Below are 21,251 nucleotides of genomic sequence, written 5' to 3'. Positions count from 1 at the left end.
ATGCTCCTTTACACTTATGTCATGGAAGTAATGACTAAAGTTGTAAGGAGTCAAGACGATGGAATGGATGCGACAGCTATTTGAGCATTACGGCGATTTTGTTTTGTTTGGCGGTCTCTTCTTGGAGTCGTTGGCCGTTCCTTTTCCGGGCGAGCTGGCGATGGCCTTTGGCGGGTATATGTCTTCTCTTGGTCAAATGCCCGTTCTCCAGGTGATGCTCATGGCCTATCTTGGCGCCATTATCGGAACGACGCTCACCTATGGTCTCGGGGCGAAGCTCGGCGCGCCTTTCTTTGAGAAATACGGGAAATACATGCTTATGCACCCCAAGCGGATCAGCAAAATTCGCTCTTGGATGGAACGTTACGGAAGCGTCGTCGTGCTGATCAGCCATTTTATCCCGGGCTTCCGGCATTTCACCGGTTACGTGTCCGGCATTACAGGGTTCCGCTTCCGCACCTTTCTTTTCTTCAACCATACCGGTGCGGTCGCCTGGGTCGCCTGTTACGTGTGGCTGGGTAGATTGCTCGGCAAGCGGATGGAGGATGTCATGCATGTCTTGGAGAAGTTTGGTTTCTGGGCGGTGTGCGGTATTGCCGTCCTGCTAGCGGCGTTCGTGCTGATCAAGCGGGCTTGGCAGACCTCGAGGGACCGGGCGCGTCAGTTACAAGATCAGTCGGGCTCGTAATAGGGCGAAGGTTCGTGGATGCTCCGCGATCACCGCGTTCAGATCGAGCGGGTCAAACAGGCCTTTCGGGAGAATTGGGTCATATAACGCTAATTAGACGGCCTGAGTCCGGTGTTTCATTGGACTAAAGGCCGTTTCGTATGATTCATGCTCGAAACCCTTGACTCTCACGTAAACGTGAGACTGTATACTTGGTCATAAAGGGAGGTTGCTATGTATCGTATTGGTCAGTTGGCAAAAATGACGAACTTATCGATTCGGACGCTCCGGTATTATGACGAGATTGGGTTGCTCAAGCCCGCCCTTGTGACGGAATCGGGTTATCGCTATTACGCGAAGGAGGAGATTCGGGTTCTTCGACATATTATCGCGATGAAGGAACTTGGGTTTAACTTAACCTCGATCAAGGAACTGCTCTCCGCGGGGCAAGAAGTGGAAGAGAATCGTTGGCGCAATTATCTCGATATAGAATTGGCGAAGATTGCGGAGGAGAAAAAACGCTTGCTGGAGATGGAGAAGCTGCTGATGACAACCCGTTATGCTTTCGAGATGAATGGCGGCATCGAAACGGAGGATATTCTCCTGTTCATTCGCGCGCTGCAATCTCCTCCCGGGCTCAGGGAAGACTTCTTGGCTCGGAATTTCACGGAGCGTGAAGCCGGCATCATCAACAATTTGCCTAAGCTTGACGAGAACGACCCGCGGAGCTTGGAATGGGCACGATTAATCCGGCAGGTGAAGGATCACCTGCACGAGCCGCCGTCATCCGCCGTCTCCAGGCAGCTTGCAGCGCGAATCATCGAGCTTGTGATGGAGTGGTTTCAGCAGGATGAGAGGCTGATCGACAAGTATTGGTCCATGATTCGTCCGGAGGAAGGCGAAACGGCGAATGTATTTGGCCTGGACACAAAGGTTATGGCGCATATCGATCGGATCGTCGATTGGTATCTACAACATGTCGAAGGGGATGATGGGTATGGGGGATAAGGCGCCCAAACGAATTAGCGAGTCGCGGGCTTGGACCTATGTGGTTCTGGGCGGGACATTGGAAATCCTGTGGGCAAGCGGATTCAAGTACGAAGAAATTCCCGGCATCGTCGTGCTGATTGCGCTATTAGCCAGCTTCGATCTCGTTATTCGAGCGACCGCGGTATTGCCTGTCGGCACGGTCTATGCCGTATTTGCGGGGATGGGCACGTTAGGAACGACGATTGTCGAAGCGGCGGCGGCCGGCTCGATCAGTTCGCTGCGCGTCGTATTCATCCTGCTATTGCTCGCGTGTATTGCCGGATTGAAGCTGTCGTCCGGCCGTGGCGGGGGGAGCGCCTAATGGAGTGGTTGTTTCTTGTTGCGGCAGGTCTTCTGGAGGTCGTCGGCGTCATTGGCATTAAACGCGTGGCCGAGAAAAATAACTGGACGAACAACCTGATCTTGATCGGCGGATTTGTGATCAGCTTCCAGTTCTTGAGTGCGGCGATGCAGACCATCCCGCTCGCCACTGCGTACGCCGTATGGACGGGAATTGGTACGGTGGGCGCAGCGGCGGTTGGCATGTTATTCTTTCGGGAACCGAGAACTTGGCTGCGAATTGCATGTATGCTTGGCATTATTTTCTCCGTGATCGGGTTGAAACTGGCGGGGTAACGCGTGAACGAGAACCATAGCTTACCGGTGGCGCCGATTCGAGAGCTGGGAAAAAGCAAAAAGCTCCCCAACGTCATTTCGATGATCGTTGGGAAGCTCCGTATCAAATATTTAGAAGGTTAGAATGAACCTTCGACTATCGTGGAACAATAGCGTTAACCGATGGTCAATTACACTTTAAATGCGCTAACCGTCTGATTCAGCCCTTCTGCAAGCTTCGCAAGGGACTGGGAGGTGGCGGCTGTCTCTTCGGTTGCTGCAGCCGTTTCCTGACTGACCGCGGCGATCGATTCAATCGATTCCGTGACTTGCGCGGTTTGGGCTGCTTGTTCTTCGCAAGCCGCGGCAATCATCGTGATTTGTTCGGACGTTTCATTCACTTTTTGCATGATGAGTTCAAAGGATGCTTGCGTTTGTCTGGAATGATGCACGCCCTCGGAGACCGCGATGACGCTGTTCTTCGTGTTCTGCTGCATCTGCCGGATGATAACCGCGATTTGTTTGGTGGCCTCAATGCTGCGCTCGGCAAGCTTACGCACTTCATCCGCAACGACGGCGAAGCCGCGTCCCTGTTCGCCAGCTCGGGCCGCTTCGATAGCCGCATTAAGGGCGAGCAAATTCGTCTGGGATGAGATTTCATCGATCACGCTAATAATTTCTCCAATTCGCTCCGAATCTTTCTCCAGCAGGTTCATCTTATCGTTCACGTCATCCATCCCGACGATGGAGGATCTAATAATAGCGCCGCCTTCTACCGCAATCGATACCGTTTCAGCCGATAAAGTTGCCGCGTCTTCCGTCCGGATCGCGACGTCGTTGACGGCAGTGGACAATTCTTTGAACAATTCGGTAATGGTCTGAGTATCTTCGGCTTGTTTCATGTTGCCGGCGGATACTTCTTCCGTGCTTGCGGAAATCTGCTGGCTCGATGCCGCTACATTGCTCGATGCATCCGAAATTTGGTTAATCATCGACCGCAGATTGGTTACGGTCGTATTGACGGACTCGCACAGCTGGCCAATTTCGTCCTTGGATTTGTAATCCGCTGTTGCGGTCAGGTCATTATCCCGGATCCGTGCCATGACGTCCAGCACTTTCCGGATCGGATTTGTAATGGTGCGTGCAATATACCAGCCGATTAATCCGCACAATACAACAGCGAGAATGGCAATCGTAATCGTGAGCGTGTTGGACTTTTGCGCGCTGCTCTTGCTTTCCTCATAGAACGCCTTGGCATCGCTTTGCTGATCTCTAACGATGGTATCAATCGCATTGATCATATCTTTGCGAAGCGGTTTCAATTGATTGGTGAATATTTTGTAAGCCTCATCTTGGTTTCCCGCGGCGAGGTAAGCATCGAATTGTTTTTTGGAGTCATTGTTCTTGAGAATCAACGATTTGAACAGCAGATATTGTTCCTCGACGCTCGCCGTCATCGGGATCGCCTCGAACGTTTTTTGCATCGCAATGTTCTCTTGAACCCGATCGGCGATCTGTTTCAACTGAAACGCGTTATTGGAGGCGCTTGGATTAATAAGCCGGTCCAAATTGTAGGAATCGATTTGCGAATTGTTGAACAAGATGCGCTGTATCATACCTGAGGCGATCATCTTTTCTTCATACATTTGTTTCGATTTTGCCGTAACGTTGTCTAGCGAGATATAGCTTGAAACCCCAATAACGATCAAGAAAACAATCGCGAGAATGAGTAGGCTAAAAATTTTCGTGGATACTTTCCAATTCCGCAGAAGCATGTTGTCCCTCCTAAGATGTCTGAATACTATCTTTATCGACAGTACGTCCAATATGTTGCAGATATAAGAATATGGAAATTCTGTTTAAGGTGGGGAGTTATCGACCAAGAGGGCGGTTTCTAATGAGTCGGCATACCGCATACCAATGATTATGGCCTGCTTAGGTAGAGCAATCACGATGAGAAAGCCAAATAGCCGCCCGATGGGGCGGCTATTCTCGTTCAGCGGCACGGCTTCAACGGCTTCACACGGTTGTGGCGCTGCAACGCGGCATTCTCACAACACCTCGCAAAAGACGCCAATTCGCCGCATATGGTATGCTAGGGTTCGCGGGCTCGCTTGCCGCGTCCGCGCGCTACGTAGGAGGTGTCACTTAAGCCATGTTCACATTGAAGGAAAAGATATATTTGCTAAAGCAATTGAAAAAGGAACGCCGCTGGGCGTTCCTTCGTCTCCGCCGCACGCCGCCGGAGCACGCTGCGATCATCGAGAAACTCGAGCAAATGATTCGCAACGAGCAGGTCAATCGCGAGCACCTATAGGAATGGTAACGGCTTCCGGCGCGTAACGACGCACCTCGTAGATCCCCGCCAATGGCCACGTCTTAGTCGTGAGCGGGCACAGGCTGCCGGATCTTTCGAGAATGCGTTCTTCAACAATTCCGGCTATTGCTGCCGTCTGTCCAAAGCACTGTCAAATCGAGCGGCGGGCCCGACGATTCCCCTGCCAGACGCTTTCACCTCAATCGCCGACCGTAACACACGTCACCTTCATGGCGTATCCTTCCGGTGCCACCGTCGCAAGCTCCACATGCGCGGGCGCTTCGACGCGCAGCTCGAGCTCGCCTTCGCCCGTCACGCGCCATGCGACGTCGATCCGGCCTTCATGCGGCAGCGGCACGGACCCTTCCGCCCACGCCAAGCCGCATGGCTGCGGCGCAATGCGCACCTTGGTCCAGCCGGGCGTAAGTCCCTGCACGCCAAGGATATGAGCGCCGAGGAAATAGACGGGACCGGCGGACCACGCATGGCAATGGCTGCGCGTCAATATGCGCGGATCGTTGCTAAAGCCGCTCCAAGGGTACATCTCCCAGCAAGAGGTCGCGCCGCTATCGATCATGAACCCGTAATTGCGCCGCATATCGGCAAGCAGCAGATCGAACCGCCCGATCGCGGCCAGCGCCTCGTAATAGAAGAAGGACATGAACGGACTGCCGGCCTGGACGAAGGCGGGAGGCGGGCTTGCGATATAACGTTCGACCAGCCGCTTGCGTTCGCCGTCCGCGATGCCGCAAAGGCAAGCGACGATCTGCGTCTGCATGCTGACCGTTGCCGATAACTTGCCATCCGCATGGATGCAGTCGACGTAAGCCGCCCGCTCCGAATCCCACAGCTGATCGTCCACGGCCTTACGCAGTTTGCCAGCCTCCCGAACGAACGAATCCGCTTCCGCCCCAAAGCCGGCGACAGCACCGAGCTCGGCGGCATCCCGCAGCGCCTTAACGAGAAACATGTTTTGCGGCGTCACGATTCCCGCGCCCGGCTGTTCGAAGGGGGCCCAGTCCAGCAGATTCCAGCCTTGATGTTCGAACAAGCCCTTGTCGTTCCGTAACGACAAGTACTTCTCGAGCGTTAGCTTCACATGCGGCCAAATGTCGGCGATGAAGGCGGAATTGCCGTCATAGCGGTAATATTCGAGACAAGCGCTGACCCAGAAGAAGGTCCAATTCGGGATGACGCTGCTCCAGCCGCTGGGCACCTGATCCGCGTACAGCGGGGTCTGGAAGGAAGAGCCCGGCACAAGCTTCAGACACCGTTCCACGATTTCGCGTGCGCCGAACGCGTAGTAATTGACAAGCGCTTCGTTGCGCGCGTCGCCGACCCAGTACGTCTGCTCGTAGGCGGGGCAATCGACGAACGTATCTTCCATGCAGATCCGCGTCGTATCCCGGCTAATTTTCCATATTTCACCCAATAGCGGGTCGCTGCTCCGGAATCGCCCCGTATCGGCAACCGGGTAATGGCTTTGCAGCAGCTTCAATTCGTACAGCTTCACGGCCCGAGCCGCGCCGCGAATCGTCAGCACCAAATACCGGAGCCCCCGGCGAACGCAGGATTCATACGACTGCCTGCCCTCGCGGCATACGTAGCGGAACGTGTTGTCCAGTTGGTACGTATGCTGCATCCAGCCGTTCTTCATATATTCCAGCCCGTACCCGTCCACGATCGTTCCGCACGCGGCATCGAGTTCGAAGGCGATATAACCGGACAGCTCGCGTCCGAAATCGATGACCAGTTCGGTATCCCTTCCCGCATAGACGGGAATGACCGCCGGATCGGCGCCGGCTATAACGGCGTGCTGCATGGCGGCCGGTACGGAATGCCGGGTTTCGGACTTCTTCCAGACGGATAGCGCGAACACGCCTTTCGGATGGACAAGCTGCGGATCAACCGTGAGAATCCACGCCGAAAATTGCATGAGCTCATCCGCGGAAGACACGCCCTGCATACGCAAATAGTCGGGATGGCTGCGATCCAATGAGCGGACCGGCCGATGGTCGATGATCTCGACATGGTCGAACGGACCCGCCGCGCATAACGGAGCCGAACCGGCTTGACCGGGCACGGGCGAATAGACGTCGAACGAAACGTCGCAGTCGAAGCCGAGATGGAAGCCGTGTCCATGGCTTTGCCCGGTAACGTCAAGCAGCAGCAGATGCTCGCCTGCTTGCAGCTCGACGGCCGCGTATCGCCCGCTCTCGATCTCGGCATAGTCGCCGCGTTCGAGCCACCGGCCGTCTATGCTTATCCGGCAGGGGATTCGCCCGTCGTCCACGATACCGATCGTGAAGGCAGCCGCTTCGTCCAAGCGCACCACGGCGGCCAAATACCCGCTGAACGCTACGTTGTTCGCGTGATCGGCGCTCTCGGGAACAAACAGATTGCGAAGGTCGATCACCGCGCTCCAAGGGATCGGCTGTACGGCGGCAAGCTGCTCCACGCGCGCCGGATAGACGGGTTCTTCCGTTAAATGGGGGATGCCGCGCTCGACAAGACGCGTCCACGGCTGCATGCCGACGGCCCCGATGACGGCTGCACGCTCCCAGCTGGAGTCGTCATAATGAGGCGCGGTCCAACCGGAATCCCATGCCCGCGAATCGACCGATTCCGTAAAACCGAGCTGGCAGGAGATGCGCGACGTGCGGGGGTCATGTCCGCGGTGGACGGCGGTCCGCCAGGAATCGTCCGTTGCGAGGAGCGGCGCGGAGAGGGCCGGCATGTCGAGCTGGAGAAGAAGTCCGCCTCTCCCCCGCAAATATTGAAACGTGGAAACGCCGTAATGAATGACGAGCACGGCAATGACGTTCTCGGCGCCTTGCCGCAGCAGATGCCCGATCTCGTATTCATCGTACGCAAGCTCGAACGGCCAGGATCGCACCGGCCCCCGGCCAACCCGGGTGCCATTGACGTACAGCACGTAGCGGGAATCCGCCGTAAGGCGGATGACAGCTTGCTCCGCGCTGGAAGGCGCGACGAAGCAGCGCCTGAAGCAGCGCCACTCGTTCCTTGGACTTTCGGCGCCGGAGCCCCATATCCAGGATGCTTCCCAATTAGGCCGCATTGACATGTCCATCATCGTTATCCCCTTTATCGATCCGTTTGGTCCCCATCATAATCCAAATATCGAGAAATAAAAGGGGGGGATCCGGACATAAAACAGGGGCGATCCGATAATCTAGCTCCAATTCAAAGGCTTATATAGTAGTATTATTCTTAACCTAATGGGAACAAAGACGATGTTTACAATAGCGGACTTAATAGAAGGAGTTTTAATCAACATGACATGTACTGGCGTCTTACTTTACCCCCTTTTCAGTGAGTATGAACTTGCGGTTGCACTCTCCGTGCTGAAGCAAGGAGGGCAGCCGATTCAAACAATCGGGGTATGGGGTGGCCCTATAAAGGGAGAATCAGATCTAACCTGTTTACCAGATACGACGATAGCGGATGCCGACCCTTCTCGGTACGATAGCCTGCTTTTTCCAGGCTGTATGGATATTACGACTTTATACAATAATGAAGAGATCATCGACTTTATTCGGTCTTGCGCTCGTATTCATCCTCAACTCAAAATAGGCGCGATCTCCAGCTCACCCTATTTGTTGGCAAAGGCGGGCCTTCTCCGAAATAAAGCGTACACGGTGGGCATGAATGTGGAACAGCGGGTGCAGACCGGCGTATTTGACGAGGAGCGTTATTCCAATTCGCTTGTTGTCCAAGATGGTTCAATCTTGACGGCTCGCGGTCGTGGGTTCGTACAATTCGGTGTTCAGTTTGGGAGAATGCTTAACCTGGAATTCTCTCCTTCTTGGTACGAGGGGTAACGGACGGAGCTTCATGTTTACGCATATTCCTCTTCATTACGTTAGCGGGCAGCGTGGAAACGCACAGGAGCCTCCACTCAAGTGGGGGCTCCTGTGTTGTCACGTAGAACCACATTAGGAACAAGACGAACATAGACAAGCTCTCCGGCAAGCTCGACAATGGTTTGCGTCACAATAATGGCAGCTACCAGAGTGCTCCAATTCTCAGGTAAAGCTAGCGCAAGGGGAAGAACCACAAGGGAATTACGCGTTCCCGAACTAAATATAACCGCTCGTCCCGATCGTACGTCGAGTCGAAACCATTTTACGATAACGCGAGCGATGAACGGCATGATGAGCATGAATGCCATATAGATCGGGACAACCTTGATAATGAGCTCCCAGTAGTCGGATAGCTTGCCGACTTGCGAGGATACAACAATAAAAAGAGTTAGGGCCATCAGCGGAACAGGAATCCATGCGGAGGCATCTAAAAGCTGTTGGCCATAATGACGAGTTTGATTCGAAAACAATTGTAAGCCTACCGCCAACAGAAGCGGCAACACGATGATGATAAGAAAGGCTTCTATAAAAGGTCCGGGATTCACAGCTTCAGAAGCTTTTTTGCCCATGAACATCCACAGATAACCGGGTAATAAGATCATTTGCGTCACAAAAAGTATAGGCGTTGCTAGGAGCATAGCTTTTTCGTTCCCGCGGCCTAGATGAGTGAAAACAATGACATAATCGATGCACGGTGCCAGCAAAACAAGATACACACCCAATAATACAGGAGACTGTTGAGGCAGGAACTGAGATAATAACCAGACGACAATCGGTACCGCGATATAATTGGCGGTTAGAATGGCCCATAGAAAACGCCGATTTCCAAGCGATTCCTTTATAGATGTACAAGGGATTTGTGTAAACATGCCAAACATCAGCACGGCGATGACGACAGAAATTAGCATGTGACGATCTAATGTCGACATTAGATTAGGAGCTACTAACCCAATTCCGGCCGCTACCACTAATATCGCGACATAAAGCCATATTTGATTCTGCTCTAGTTTCTCCCGGGTTATCATTCCGCTGCTTTCTCTCCTCTAACACGAGCCTTCCGTTTCTATTTTATCCTTGCATTCCGACCAAGTAAGGCATTTGCAGCTCAAGCCGCTGTCCAGGATCTGTATCATCGAATTCAGCTGTCTTTTTCGTTCCTCGAGTTCGGAGCGTTTTTGCATGGCCATCTGCTCCCACCGATCCGATAATGAGTCGCCTGGTTCGAAGCCTTCCAGCAGAATCGTAATTTCCTGAATGCTAAATCCCGTTTGCTGTGCGACTTTGATGAAATTGATGCGATCTAATAGTCTCTCATCATATCGGCGTTGACCATTTACACGCTCAGGAGCAGGTAGAAGCCCGATGGATTCATAATAACGCAGCGTAGATGCATTAATATTTGCCTTTACCGCGAGCTGACCAATACTCAATCCAGCCATAGCAAACAACTCCTTGACTTAAAGCGAACTTTAAGTTTTATGCTTGCATTATAACTTTCATGGAAGGTGATGTAAATGAACAAAGCTAATATCAACATCATAACCGGACAATCGGAGGAGAAAAAATGAAATCAGCGGTATATTGGATAGCCACTATTGTAGGCGCTGGGCTTTTATTCATAGGCGGATTACTCTTTCTCGCCCAAGGAGAGCATCAAGTAGAGGAAATGAAACATCTCGGCTATCCGGTTTACTTGCTAACATTGCTGGGAATTGGAAGAATCCTCGGCGCAATTGCCCTTGTCATACCGCGATTTCCACGACTGAAAGAATGGGCATATGCGGGCTTTGTCTTTGACCTTATCGGTGCGTCGGCATCACACGCTTTCGCAGAAGATAGCCTTGTTGAAATTGCTTCGCCCTTAATTTTCCTTGTCGTGATTGTAGTATCCTGGGCGCTGCGTCCATCGAGCCGTACGCTCAAGGCTCAGTGATTGATATTGGGCGGACGTAGGAACTTAAGCTGCATACCAAACTTAGGTGAGGCTGCCGCTGCAATCGGCAGCTTCACTACGTTAGCGGGAGTCTAATGCAACAAAAACCAGTTCCGATTCGTCATTAATTCTGAAAGAATTGTATGAAATTGGGAGATGGTCTTCAATGATGAAAAAATGGACGATGCTGCTTCTGAGCGTGCTCATCGTCTGCGTTGGCGCTTCATCGATAAGCGCGGCTGCTCCTTCGTCGTATTCGGAAAGTCTGCTTGATCCGAGTACCCAAAGCTTGGCCATAAGCTCGAGCAAAACGTTATTCGTTGATAAGAAGAACCGACAAATTCAAATGCTCGATCTTAACACCGGCAAAATCGGATGGAAACAGACCTTCCCTTCCATTTACGATGTTGAGGTGCTCACCTATCCGACCAAAATTGTGGTCATTACCGAGGAGAAGCGGCATCCGCGGAAAGTAACGCTTTCTGAGGAGGGCAAGCCACTCTCTCAACAAACCTACAACAACATGAAGTTAACCGGGACAGAGAAGATTCAATGGTCAGCGCCTCTTCAACAAGAGAAAGAGAAATTGGCTATCTTCACGAATAAAGCGCTGTCTGTCTATCAGTATCCGTGGAGCAAACCTTCCGTTACGTTATCGTTAGAGATGGCTGACGATAACAAATATGAGAACGTCATTCTCCAAGACGCTCAGCTTCGTGCTCCTTATGCAATCGCCAAATTCAGCGGGAGCAGCCTAGGACAAAGCAAGCCGTATTATAAAATCGTGAATGTGGCAGCCCAACAGATCAGTGCTCTTCCGCTCGCATGGAATGTAGAGAGCGGGTTCATCTTGGAAGGAACGAGCCTTGCGCTCCACACCTCTAGCATTAGCGGAAGTCCGTTAGGCATCGAGACGAACATGGACCAGATGATCTATGCCAGATACGATTTGTTAACAGGTAAGCTGGCACCAACGATCACACGCACCTTTACGATGTCGGACTCCAACTGGTCAACCACTTCCTTTAACGGCTATCTTCTCCTCACGGATACGGAACACGAACAACGTGCCATTTTCAATAAGAGTGGCGAGCTTTTGACGGAAAGAGAAGCTACCCAAGCCGATCTGAACAGCAGATTGGTTGGCTACTCCAACGGACATGCGTACACGTTAGTCCGAACGGCTAATAAGACGATTGAACTCCAGGTAGATTGACCGACGGGGAACTTTATAACTAACCAGGAGAAGGTAGGTCGTTAGCGCATGGCTTTCGCACAGCTTATTGTGGATGAAGTCCGGATCGCCGAGCAGAAGAGGCGTCGAAGCACACATGCTGAAATAAAAAATGCCCAGAATGAATTTAATCAGTCTGGGCAGTTGTCTGATGCGCTTTTGGAAAAATTCGGATTTATATGCCGTAACTTGTTTTCAAACGGTCATTGATCGCGAAGGTACCTGTGGAGGTGGAATAGATAATTTCATTTCCTGCAACGTTATCCTGGTTATAAATACCCGCAAGCGACCAATTGGCGGGCATGGCGTAAGAGCTCCAAGTGCCTGTGTTTTCGTGGAAAATTTTAATGCCGCCGACGACTCCCATATTCAATGCGATTTCGCTGCCGGGTACACCGTCCAAATCGGTAATGCCCCCTGATAGGAGAATCCAATTGCTGCCCACGTTAAAATCTTTCATGGTCCCTGTTCGATCATGCAGGAATCTAAGGTTTCCGTTAACATTAAACACGAGCTCGGCTCCGGCAACGCCGTCTGTATCGGCAATGCCTCCATTTAAGAGCCACCAATTGCTGTTCATAGGGTAGCTGCTCGTGGTTTGTGACGCGTCGTGTACAATTTTGACGGTACCGCTTACATTAAAGATAAGATCGACACCTGGAGCTCCATTCGTATCCGCTGCGCCCACCAAATACCAGTTGCTTGCAATTGGGTATATACGCGAGGTGCCGTTGGATTCTTTAATTGTGATATTGGAGCCGCTATTGTAGACAGTTTCAATAGCTCCGTCGCCATCCGTATCCCAGCCCCCCATTACAATATCGGCTGCGTAACTCGTGGGCAGAGACGCGAAGAACAGTAGTGTGGCGGTTACAAATAAGCTCAGTAACCTTTTTTTCATTAATAATCCCTCCAATAGTAAAATTTTTACTTACGAAGAAAATAATTCTACCCACAAGATAGGAAGTCCTTCTTTTCATGTAAAGTTCGAAAAAAGTTTATGGTAAATCCAAAGGAGGGATGGGGCTTGAGAAAGTCGCTGTTTTTGCTTTTCTCGCTCTGGTTGGTGAGCTCTTTTTTTTACAACGGGAACGATTCATGCGGACTGGGCACATCCGTTTGTTGTGAATAAAGGGAAAATCTATATCATCACGGACGATCCAGTAAGGATGGAGCAAATCGGTTCACTCGTCGGCAAAGTCACCACCTACTCAGATAAGGAAGGAACCTATTCAGGTAATTTCTCGAATCATTATCCGAAGGGCACGGAATTCTACAATATCAAAGACGTTAATACCAACGAGGCCATTGCGATAAAGATAACGGATGAATCATTTATAAGAGCGAACTATGGAGGCCAATATGACGGTCCCAGTCATGATGTGAATTGGACGAATCTACTATGGTATATTGCAGGGGCACTCTTGCTAACGATTATTATTCTGATTGTGAAAGTCAATTGGAAATAACAAGTTGAGAGGGAGGGGATTCCATGTCCAATCAACCGGATATTTCACCAGGGAACGAAGAAGAGAGTGCCTATAATTAGAAGGAAATTGATCGAGTACAATGCCAAACATGTGCCGGAACATCTAGGCTCACGCTATGAGGAGATCAATCTCACCCTAAAAGATGATCGCGGCAGGGTCGTCGGGGGGATGTTGTCTGAATTCCTTCAGCTTCCAGGCGCCGAAGTTCTATGTGAAGCATGGTTATGAGGAAGTGGCTGTGTTTAAAGAAGCCCCAACCGGGAGTAATCACTACTACTTCAAAAAAGACATTGGCTAACGACAGACCTGCTTGGGCAGGCTCTATCGGAGAGCGATGGTTCAATAAAATGGCGGCGGTTTTGGGCTTGATTTGTGGTCCGGAGCCGCCGCTTTTTCATTGTTAAAGCCAGTCGGGATGGCTCGCCCATCACGTGTGCGCAGCTGGCACCCGCCAATCTCCCCGCCCGCACGCCACCAACGCAAACACAAATTTGTTGCATCAACATCCCAAATCCGTCGATGATGCGAACGGTTCCGCCCCGCAATGCTGGGGAAAAGCAAATACCCGCTCGTCTTCGATAGTCTACTGCAGCGTTCGCCAATCCCGCCAATGTTCCGGCTCATTCACCTCATAGATATCGTTCTCCCGGTTGATGAACTTGTGGATATACAGCTCCCGGCGGATTGTCGCGTAGTCCTCATTCAACGGTTTAAGAATGGCATTGAATTCTAACTCCGTGTACGTCCTGGTGGCATCCAGCCGGCCAGCGAGATGCTCGAGGACAATGAGTCGTTTCTTCAATTGGGACGGCAGGTGCGTGATGCCGCCTTGCGCGGTGAAAAAATGACGAAGCACGGACTGCTGCAGCTTATCGTTCTTGGACAGTGCGGGCGATCTTTGTTCAGACATGTTACATCGCTCCCCTATAATTAGATAATAATCTAATTAGATAATAGTTAAATTTGTTGGCGGTGTCAACAACTCGCTGAACGAACTCACCGAGGAGCCAAAGTATTGCGTGGGTCTGTTCATCTAGCATCGCTCGGCGTGAATGAATGGTCCGATCTCGTCTCCACAACAAGCTTGACAGGTAAACGGAGAGCATGCTAATCTCATATCACACTTAACTGATAGGTTTTAAATGAATATGGGTCTACCATACCTGTGGTGGCTTTCGATGGCTTGTTCCGATCGAAAGCCTTTTTTATTTGTGCCGGCAGGAACCGGATTCGCGTGCAGCTTTACGCTGAACGAAGCGTATCGAGTCCGGGCGAGGAAGCAAGCAGCCGCCGATGGCATGAGCTTTCGGCGGCTGCCCGACTGTATGCGGCTTCCCTCTCGCGAAGGGGGGGCAAATCTACGAAAAGGTGGTCATAATCATGAGTCAAATCGTTCAACCGACAACGTCCCTGACGGACGGCTACGAGCCCGAGGTCGCGGAGTACCGCAAACCGGACTATCCGGTTCACCCGCTCATCCTGAATCGGTGGTCCCCGCGCGCATATACGAATACGCCGGTCACCGACGAGACGCTGTTCACCATCCTGGAGGCGGCCCGGTGGGCACCGTCGTCGAGCAACGAGCAACCATGGCGCTTTTACGTGGCCCGCAGCGAGGCAGAGCATGAGACCTTCCGCGCGTTCATCAAGCCTGCGAATCGGCTGTGGACGGATCACGCGCCGGTGCTCGTGCTGATCGTATCGGCCAAGGAGAAGGCTAACGGCGATCCGAACGGCGCGCACGCCTTCGACGCGGGCGCCGCATGGGCGATTCTGGCGCTGCAGGCCAGACTATTGGGGCTATCGACGCGCGCCGTCGGCGGTTATGACCGGGCTCTGGCTCGGGAGGCGCTCCAAGTGCCGGACGATCTGGAGCTGCATGCGATTATCGCCCTTGGCTATCGCGGCGATGCGGAGCAGCTGGAGCCGTCGCAGAAGGAACGCGAGAAGCCGAACTCCCGCCGCCCGCTGCAGGAGAGCTTGCTGGCGATTCCGGTTGCGGAAGCCGAATAAACCTGCCTGCGGAATTGTTTGCTATACATAGGGCTGATTCAAGGAGGCAGAGCAGATGGGCAAACTTTTGTCCTACATCAAGCCCTATCGGGTACCATCGGCCATTGCGCTCGTTCTCATGCTGGTCGAATTGTTCGTGGAGCTGTATCATCCGCTGTTATTGGCGAAAATCATCGACGAAGGGGTAGCGGCGCGCGATCTGCATGCGGTCTCGGTGTGGGGAGGCGTCATGATCGGACTTGCGCTGCTTGGATTCGGCTGCGGCATCGTGAATACCTTTTATGCGTCGAAAGCGAGCCAAGGGTTTAGTTATGACGCGCGGCAGGCTTTGTTCGAGAAAATCCAGTCGTTCTCCTTCTCCACGTTCGACCGTTTCCCGACCGAGACGCTGCTGACCCGGATGACCAGCGACATGAACCAGATACAGATGGCGATCTTCCTCGGCTTGCGCGTGTATATGCGCTCGCCGCTGCTCATTATCGGCAGTCTGGCGTTGGCCGTCATGATCAACGCCCGCTTGGCGCTGGCGCTTGCGATCGCGACGCCGCTCGTGCTCGGCTGCTTGTACCTGACCTTGAAGAAAGGGATGCGGCTGTTCGAGCACGCGCAGCGGAAGCTCGACCGAATGAACGGCGTCATCCGCGAAACGCTCATGGGCATTCGCCTTATTCGGGTGTTCGTTCGGAGCGAGCGTGAGCGGGAACGCTTCGACGATGCGAACGGAGAGCTGGCCGCGAGCACGACGTCCGCGTTGCGATTGGTCGAATTCGTGCTGCCGCTGCTGCTGCTGGCGATGAACCTCTGCTTGCTGTCCATTCTATGGTTCGGAGGCGCGCAAATCAGCGTCGGCGGCATGACGATGGGCGAGGTGATCGCCGTAGTCAACTACGCTGCCCGCATCACGGCCGCATTTTCGCCAATCTCGATGATGATCAATAACTTGGCCCGGGCCAGAACGGCGGCGAACCGCATCGCGGAGGTGCTGGAAGCTATTCCCGATGTCGTCGAAGGGGCTGAGGCCGATGACGCGCTAAGCGTAACGGCAGGGAGAATCGAATTCGACCGCGTCTCCTTCGCCTATGCCGGTTCCTCGGGCCATGCGCTGCGGGACGTATCGTTCCGGGCGAAGGCAGGCGAGACGATCGCGATCATGGGGGCGACCGGCTCCGGCAAATCGACGCTGTTGCAGCTCATCCCCCGCCTTTATGACGCGGGCGAGGGACGCATCCGGATCGACGGCATCGATATCAAGCAGCTGCGCTTCCGTCATCTGCGGGGCGCGATCGGCTATGCGGCGCAAGAGGTGCAGCTGTTCTCGGGGACGGTCTTGGACAATATCCGGTTCGGCAAAGAAGACGCGAGCGAAGCCGACGTCGTCGAAGCGGCGAAGCTGGCCCAGATACACGAGACGATCGCGAAGATGGAGAACGGGTACGACACGGCGCTCGGCGAGCGGGGCGTCAATCTATCCGGCGGTCAGAAGCAGCGGCTGTCGCTCGCCAGAGCGCTGCTCCGCAAGCCGAAGCTTCTGCTGCTCGACGATTGCACCAGCGCTCTCGACGCCGTGACGGAGCGGAAGGTGTTGGACGTGCTGCGCGCGCTTCCGTGCACGACGTTATTCGTTACGCAGAAGGTCGGCGCGGCGCGGGAAGCGGACCATATTCTGCTGCTCGCGGACGGCCGCATTCAAGGGTTCGGCACGCATGCGGAGCTGTTGGCGGCATCGTCCGCATATCGGAGAATCGCCGATTCCCAAGCGAGCGGGGAGGCGGCTGCCCATGCCTGAACCAAAGCCGTCCATGAACGCTCGCCGGTCCATGGCCGCGCTGCGCGGCATCTGGAGCTACATGGCGGGATACCGTCGGCTTCTCGCCGTCGTCATCGGGCTCGTCGTCCTGAGTTCGGCGCTCAGCTTGCTCGGTCCATATTTGATCGGCTATGCGATCGATCACGAGCTGGCCGCGGGCGACAGCGGCGGACTTGTCCGGGTGATCCTCCTCCTGGCTGTCGTCTACGCGCTCGGCTCCGTCAGCGCGATCGCGCAGAATACGCTGATGATCGGCATTGCCCAGAAGACGGTCGCTTCGATTCGCGGCGCGCTGTTCCGCAGACTGCTGGAGCTGCCGATCGCCTTCTTCGCGCGGCGGCAGCAGGGCGACATCATGAGCCGGCTGACCAACGATATCGACAGCATCAGCCAGACGCTGAACAGCTCGATCATCCAATTGAGCAGCAGCCTGCTGACCTTCGCCGGCATGCTTGGACTGATGATCTGGCTGAGCCCGGTGTTGACGCTGCTGACGCTGATCATCGTGCCGCTCGTCTATGTCGGCATGAAATGGATCACGGCCCGTACGGGCCGGCTGTTCAAGGAGCAGCAAGCCCGGCTCGGCGAGCTGAACGGCTTCATGGCCGAGACGTTGAGCGGCCAGCGGATCATCACCGTCTATTCGCGCGAGCAGCATGTGATCGAGCAGTTCCGAGAGCGGAATGAGCAGTATAAGCAATCGGCTTATTGGGCGCAGACGTATTCGGGATTCATCTCCAAGTTCATGATCGTCTTGAATAATCTGAGCTTCGCGATCATCGCCGCCGCCGGAGGCTTGCTCGCCCTGCATGGCAACGTGACGATCGGCGTTATCGTGACGTTCACCGAATATGCCCGGCAGTTCGCCAGGCCGCTGAACGATCTGGCGATCCAGTTCAATACGGTGCTGTCGGCGGTAGCCGGGGCGGAGCGCGTCTTCGAGACGATCGCCGAGGAGCCCGAGACCGATGGCCGGGACGCGCGGGGCGTGCCAAGCATGCGGGGCGAGATCCGCTTCTCGAACGTCTCGTTCTCCTATGGCGGAGAAAGCGGGGGCGTTCTGGCCGATATCGATTTCCGCATCGCGGAGGGCGAGACGGTCGCGCTCGTCGGGCAGACGGGCGCGGGCAAATCGACCATCGTCCAGCTGCTCTGCCGGTTCTACGATGCGGACGTAGGGGCGATTCTGATCGATGGGCAGGATATCCGCTCGCTCCGGCGCGACGAGCTCCGGCGCCAGCTGGGATTCGTCCTGCAGGAGGCGTTTCTCTTCGAGGGCACGATCCGGGACAATATCCGGTACGGCAGTCCGAACGCCTCGGACGAGGAGGTTGAACGCGCGGCGGTCATGGCCAATGCGCACGGGTTCATCGCGAAGCTGCCGGAGGGCTACGACACCAAGGTGAGCTACGAGCGGACGCGCATCAGCGAGGGGCAGAAGCAGCTGATCGCGATCGCGCGCGTGATGCTGTTAAACCCGGCGATTCTGATCATGGACGAGGCGACGAGCAGCGTCGATACGGTGACGGAAATCCAAATTCAGGACGCCCTGTCGAAGCTGATGCGGGGGCGAACGAGCATCGTGATCGCGCACCGGCTGAACACGATTCGCCAAGCCGACCAAATCATCGTGCTCCATCAAGGCCGCATCGCGGAGAAAGGGCCGCACGCCGCGCTGCTTGGGAAGCGAGGGTACTATTATGATCTCCATCACGCGAAGCAACCGGGCTGATGGCGGTCCTGCTGCGAGCGGAAGACGGCAAGGAGGAATGAGATGAGCGAGAAGAGCGAGAAGAGTCATATTCGGCTGGATGCCGATGTGCTGGTCATCGGCGGAGGACCCGCCGGGGCGTGGGCGGCCTGGAGCGCCGCCAAGCAAGGGGCGAAGGTCGTGCTCGCCGACAAAGGCTTCCTCGGATCGAGCGGCGCGACCGCGCCCGGCGGGACTAATCTGCTCTATCTGCCGCCGGACCCGGCGCAGCGCGAAGCCGCCGTGCAGCAGCGCTATCGCGAGAGCGGCTATCTGGCCGAGCCGGCCTGGATCCACCGCGTGCTGGACCAAGTCTACGATAGCTTGCAATTAGTCGAATCCTGGGGTTATCCGTTCCGCCGGGACGAAGAGGGCACGCCCCTCCGCGACCATCTCCAAGGGCCGGAATACATGCGAATCATGCGCCGCGCCGTCAGCCGCGCGGGCGTCAAGATTCTTGACCAGTCGCCGGCGCTTACGCTGCTGGCGGATGAGCACGGAGTCGGCGGCGCGCGCGGCATCTCGCGGCTGGATGACCGCGACTGGGAGGTGCGGGCGAACGCGGTCGTCATCGCGACGGGCGGCTGCGCCTTCTTGAGCAAGGGGCTCGGCTGCAACGTGCTGACCGGCGACGGCCTGCTCATGGCGGCCGAGCTCGGCGCGGATCTGTCGGGCATGGAGTTCAGCCGGCAGTATGCGCCGAGCGCTTCCTTCGCGTCCGTGACGCGCGGCCGGCTGCTGAATTGGGCGACCTATACGAACGCGAGCGGCGAGGTGCTGCATGCCGGCGGACCGCGCGCCGGGGATTTCCTACCGCGGATGCTTCACCAAGGACCGGTCTATGCGGTGCTGGACAAAGCGGATACCGAGGAGAAGCGGACGATCCTCCGCAACTCGCACGCGATCTTCTTCCTGCCTTACGACCGGGCGGGCATCGATCCGTTCACCGAGCGGTTCGAGCTGACCCTGCGTTACGAAGGGACGGTGCGGGGTACAGGCGGGATCCGGCTTGCGGGCGACGATTGCTCTACCACAGTCGGCGGGCTGTATGCCGCGGGGGACGCGGCGACGCGCGAGCGGATTACGGGCGCGAAATCCGGAGGCGGCGCGTTCAATGCCTCGTGGGCGATCTCGTCGGGCACCTGGTCGGGCGAAGCCGCCGCGAAGTTCGCGCTGTCGCAAGAGAAGGCGGCCGCGCAGCGGAATCTCAAGCCGGCAGGCCGTTACGGTCTGTCAGCGGGAGGAGCCGCGGACGGCGGGGATGCGCTTCCGGCCGATGCCGTGATCGAGGCGGTGCAGCGGGAGGTGTTCCCGCTCGAGATTAACTATTTCCGCAGCGAGCCGATCGTGGCGGCATCGTTGGAACGGCTGCATCGGTTGTGGGAGGTGCTGAAGGGGCAGGCGACCGGCGCATCCGTCCGGGAGCGCGTCAAGTCGCGGGAAGCCGCGGCTATGACAGCTACGGCAAGATGGATGTATACGGCCGCGCTGGCCCGCCGGGAATCCAGAGGCTTGCATGCGTTCGCCGAATATCCGCAGACCGACCCCGCGCAGCAATATCGGCTGCTGGTGTCCGGGCTGGAGACGATCCAGGTGCGCCCGGAGCTCGTCGGCGGATGCGCCGCTGACCCTGTGCCGACGGGCAGCACCGAACACCATTCCGATTTCATGAAGGAGGCGGCTCGTCCATGATTGAAGTGGTCAGCTCGGATCGCTGCGTCCAGTGCGGGTTGTGCGTGAAGGTGTGCCCGACGAACGTGTTCGATACGCGAGAGGACGGTGTGCCCGTCATCGCCCGCCAGGAAGATTGCCAGACGTGCTTCATCTGCGAAGCCTACTGCCCGGTCGATGCGCTCTACGTCTCGCCCTACGCCGAGCAGGCCGTCGCGTGCGACGAGGAAGCGCTCGCCGTCGCGGGCGCGCTCGGCAGCTGGCGGGCGACGATCGGCTGGGGCCGCGGCCGGACGACGCTGGCCGCGATCGACACGACGCCGTTCATCGACCGGATTTTGCCGCCGCGCCCGGCTGTTCCGGAGCGAAAGTCGGGTTAGCTAGTTGAGAAGCGAGGCTAGAGGGGCAGGCAGCAAGCGCTGCGTCCTAATGAGACGGGGGTGCTTCCGACGGAAGGCGCGGTTCAGGCGAATTTCGATTTCACCTGGTTCCTCATATGGAATGTAGGTTGGATGGATATCCTGTTACGGCGGCTCCGGCAACTACCTTATTTCACTCGGAAATTCTATAATCATGTCGTGACGATCACCCACGATGAAGTGCCTGTGTTCGGCAGAATCCTCGTCCCGGGCAAGTTCATATTCAAGGACGCGTTCAACAATCATCTCGGCATAGGCTTGCCGCCGGCGGGAGGAGCCCCGGCAAATCGGACGGCCTACGGCTACCAGAGGCACCGTCAGCTTGAAGAACATCCTTCCCGTGGGCGTATCGGGCATGGACCGAAGGGTGAAGATCAACAAAACGTCGCTCACCGGCGAAACGAGCCTCAAGAAGACGTTCG

The 21,251-nt window shown here is 55.4% G+C and carries 19 protein-coding genes; 13 read left to right on the top strand and 6 right to left on the bottom strand.

What is annotated here, in order from left to right:
• The first annotated feature begins 58 nt into the window (after positions 1–58).
• The 4 genes from ACFFSY_RS10540 to ACFFSY_RS10525 all read left to right on the top strand — a co-directional run bounded on the left by ACFFSY_RS10540 (position 59) and on the right by ACFFSY_RS10525 (position 2,332).
• Positions 59–688: a DedA family protein gene (locus tag ACFFSY_RS10540; RefSeq protein ID WP_377493542.1), complete on the top strand. Its 630-nt coding sequence runs from the start codon at positions 59–61 to the stop codon at positions 686–688.
• 213 nt (positions 689–901) lie between these two features.
• Positions 902–1,675: a MerR family transcriptional regulator gene (locus ACFFSY_RS10535; protein WP_377493540.1), complete on the top strand. Its 774-nt coding sequence runs from the start codon at positions 902–904 to the stop codon at positions 1,673–1,675.
• Positions 1,665–2,018: a DMT family transporter gene (locus ACFFSY_RS10530; RefSeq protein WP_377493538.1), complete on the top strand. Its 354-nt coding sequence runs from the start codon at positions 1,665–1,667 to the stop codon at positions 2,016–2,018. Before ACFFSY_RS10535 ends, ACFFSY_RS10530 begins: the two co-directional genes overlap by 11 nt.
• On the top strand, positions 2,018–2,332 hold the full coding sequence (locus ACFFSY_RS10525) for a DMT family transporter (RefSeq protein ID WP_377493536.1): 315 nt from the start codon (positions 2,018–2,020) through the stop codon (positions 2,330–2,332). Before ACFFSY_RS10530 ends, ACFFSY_RS10525 begins: the two co-directional genes overlap by 1 nt.
• Before the next feature lie 170 nt (positions 2,333–2,502).
• Here ACFFSY_RS10525 and ACFFSY_RS10520 read toward each other — a convergent pair whose 3' ends face one another.
• Positions 2,503–4,086, bottom strand: a complete 1,584-nt coding sequence (locus ACFFSY_RS10520) for a methyl-accepting chemotaxis protein (RefSeq protein ID WP_377493534.1) — start codon at positions 4,084–4,086, stop codon at positions 2,503–2,505.
• Positions 4,087–4,493: 407 nt separating this feature from the next.
• Here ACFFSY_RS10520 and ACFFSY_RS10515 point away from each other — a divergent pair, with 407 nt between their 5' ends.
• Complete coding sequence (locus tag ACFFSY_RS10515) at positions 4,494–4,628, top strand: hypothetical protein (RefSeq protein WP_377493532.1); 135 nt, start codon at positions 4,494–4,496, stop codon at positions 4,626–4,628.
• Between the two features lie 199 nt (positions 4,629–4,827).
• Here ACFFSY_RS10515 and ACFFSY_RS10510 read toward each other — a convergent pair whose 3' ends face one another.
• Positions 4,828–7,722, bottom strand: coding sequence for a family 78 glycoside hydrolase catalytic domain (locus tag ACFFSY_RS10510; RefSeq protein ID WP_377493530.1), 2,895 nt, complete (start codon positions 7,720–7,722; stop codon positions 4,828–4,830).
• Between the two features lie 202 nt (positions 7,723–7,924).
• On the opposite strand from ACFFSY_RS10510, the gene ACFFSY_RS10505 reads away from it, so the two are divergent.
• Positions 7,925–8,470, top strand: a complete 546-nt coding sequence (locus ACFFSY_RS10505; protein WP_377493528.1) for a DJ-1/PfpI family protein — start codon at positions 7,925–7,927, stop codon at positions 8,468–8,470.
• Between the two features lie 77 nt (positions 8,471–8,547).
• Here the strand turns inward: ACFFSY_RS10505 and ACFFSY_RS10500 are convergent, their stop codons facing one another.
• Both ACFFSY_RS10500 and ACFFSY_RS10495 read right to left on the bottom strand, forming a co-directional pair.
• A complete protein-coding gene (locus tag ACFFSY_RS10500) occupies positions 8,548–9,537 on the bottom strand; it encodes an arsenic resistance protein (protein WP_377493526.1) in 990 nt (329 codons plus the stop codon).
• A gap of 18 nt (positions 9,538–9,555) precedes the next feature.
• Positions 9,556–9,951, bottom strand: a complete 396-nt coding sequence (locus ACFFSY_RS10495) for a MerR family transcriptional regulator (protein ID WP_377493524.1) — start codon at positions 9,949–9,951, stop codon at positions 9,556–9,558.
• A 125-nt stretch (positions 9,952–10,076) separates the two neighbouring features.
• Here ACFFSY_RS10495 and ACFFSY_RS10490 point away from each other — a divergent pair, with 125 nt between their 5' ends.
• A complete protein-coding gene (locus ACFFSY_RS10490) occupies positions 10,077–10,445 on the top strand; it encodes a DoxX family protein (RefSeq protein ID WP_377493522.1) in 369 nt (122 codons plus the stop codon).
• A 166-nt stretch (positions 10,446–10,611) separates the two neighbouring features.
• A complete protein-coding gene (locus ACFFSY_RS10485) occupies positions 10,612–11,661 on the top strand; it encodes a hypothetical protein (RefSeq protein WP_377493520.1) in 1,050 nt (349 codons plus the stop codon).
• 193 nt (positions 11,662–11,854) lie between these two features.
• Here ACFFSY_RS10485 and ACFFSY_RS10480 read toward each other — a convergent pair whose 3' ends face one another.
• Positions 11,855–12,580 (bottom strand): PA5033 family protein, encoded by a 726-nt coding sequence (locus ACFFSY_RS10480; RefSeq protein ID WP_377493518.1) that lies wholly within the window; start codon positions 12,578–12,580, stop codon positions 11,855–11,857.
• 1,172 nt (positions 12,581–13,752) lie between these two features.
• Positions 13,753–14,079: a DUF2087 domain-containing protein gene (locus tag ACFFSY_RS10475; protein WP_377493516.1), complete on the bottom strand. Its 327-nt coding sequence runs from the start codon at positions 14,077–14,079 to the stop codon at positions 13,753–13,755.
• 470 nt (positions 14,080–14,549) lie between these two features.
• Here ACFFSY_RS10475 and ACFFSY_RS10470 point away from each other — a divergent pair, with 470 nt between their 5' ends.
• The 5 genes from ACFFSY_RS10470 to ACFFSY_RS10450 are packed head-to-tail and all read left to right on the top strand — an operon-like array spanning position 14,550 to position 20,790.
• Positions 14,550–15,182, top strand: a complete 633-nt coding sequence (locus ACFFSY_RS10470; protein WP_377493514.1) for a nitroreductase family protein — start codon at positions 14,550–14,552, stop codon at positions 15,180–15,182.
• Positions 15,183–15,237: 55 nt separating this feature from the next.
• Complete coding sequence (locus ACFFSY_RS10465; protein ID WP_377493512.1) at positions 15,238–16,968, top strand: ABC transporter ATP-binding protein; 1,731 nt, start codon at positions 15,238–15,240, stop codon at positions 16,966–16,968.
• Positions 16,961–18,721, top strand: coding sequence for an ABC transporter ATP-binding protein (locus ACFFSY_RS10460; protein WP_377493511.1), 1,761 nt, complete (start codon positions 16,961–16,963; stop codon positions 18,719–18,721). The genes ACFFSY_RS10465 and ACFFSY_RS10460 overlap by 8 nt, the downstream gene beginning before the upstream one ends.
• A gap of 42 nt (positions 18,722–18,763) precedes the next feature.
• Positions 18,764–20,431 (top strand): FAD-dependent oxidoreductase, encoded by a 1,668-nt coding sequence (locus ACFFSY_RS10455; RefSeq protein WP_377493509.1) that lies wholly within the window; start codon positions 18,764–18,766, stop codon positions 20,429–20,431.
• A complete protein-coding gene (locus ACFFSY_RS10450; RefSeq protein WP_377493507.1) occupies positions 20,428–20,790 on the top strand; it encodes a 4Fe-4S binding protein in 363 nt (120 codons plus the stop codon). The genes ACFFSY_RS10455 and ACFFSY_RS10450 overlap by 4 nt, the downstream gene beginning before the upstream one ends.
• Positions 20,791–21,251 lie beyond the last annotated feature (461 nt).

Origin of the sequence: Paenibacillus aurantiacus, assembly GCF_042431225.1 — a bacterium.
GTDB classification, from domain to species: domain Bacteria; phylum Bacillota; class Bacilli; order Paenibacillales; family Paenibacillaceae; genus Paenibacillus_Z; species Paenibacillus_Z aurantiacus.
The sequence above is the reverse complement of the archived record's forward strand: the minus strand, read 5'-3'. Positions and strand labels throughout refer to the sequence as shown.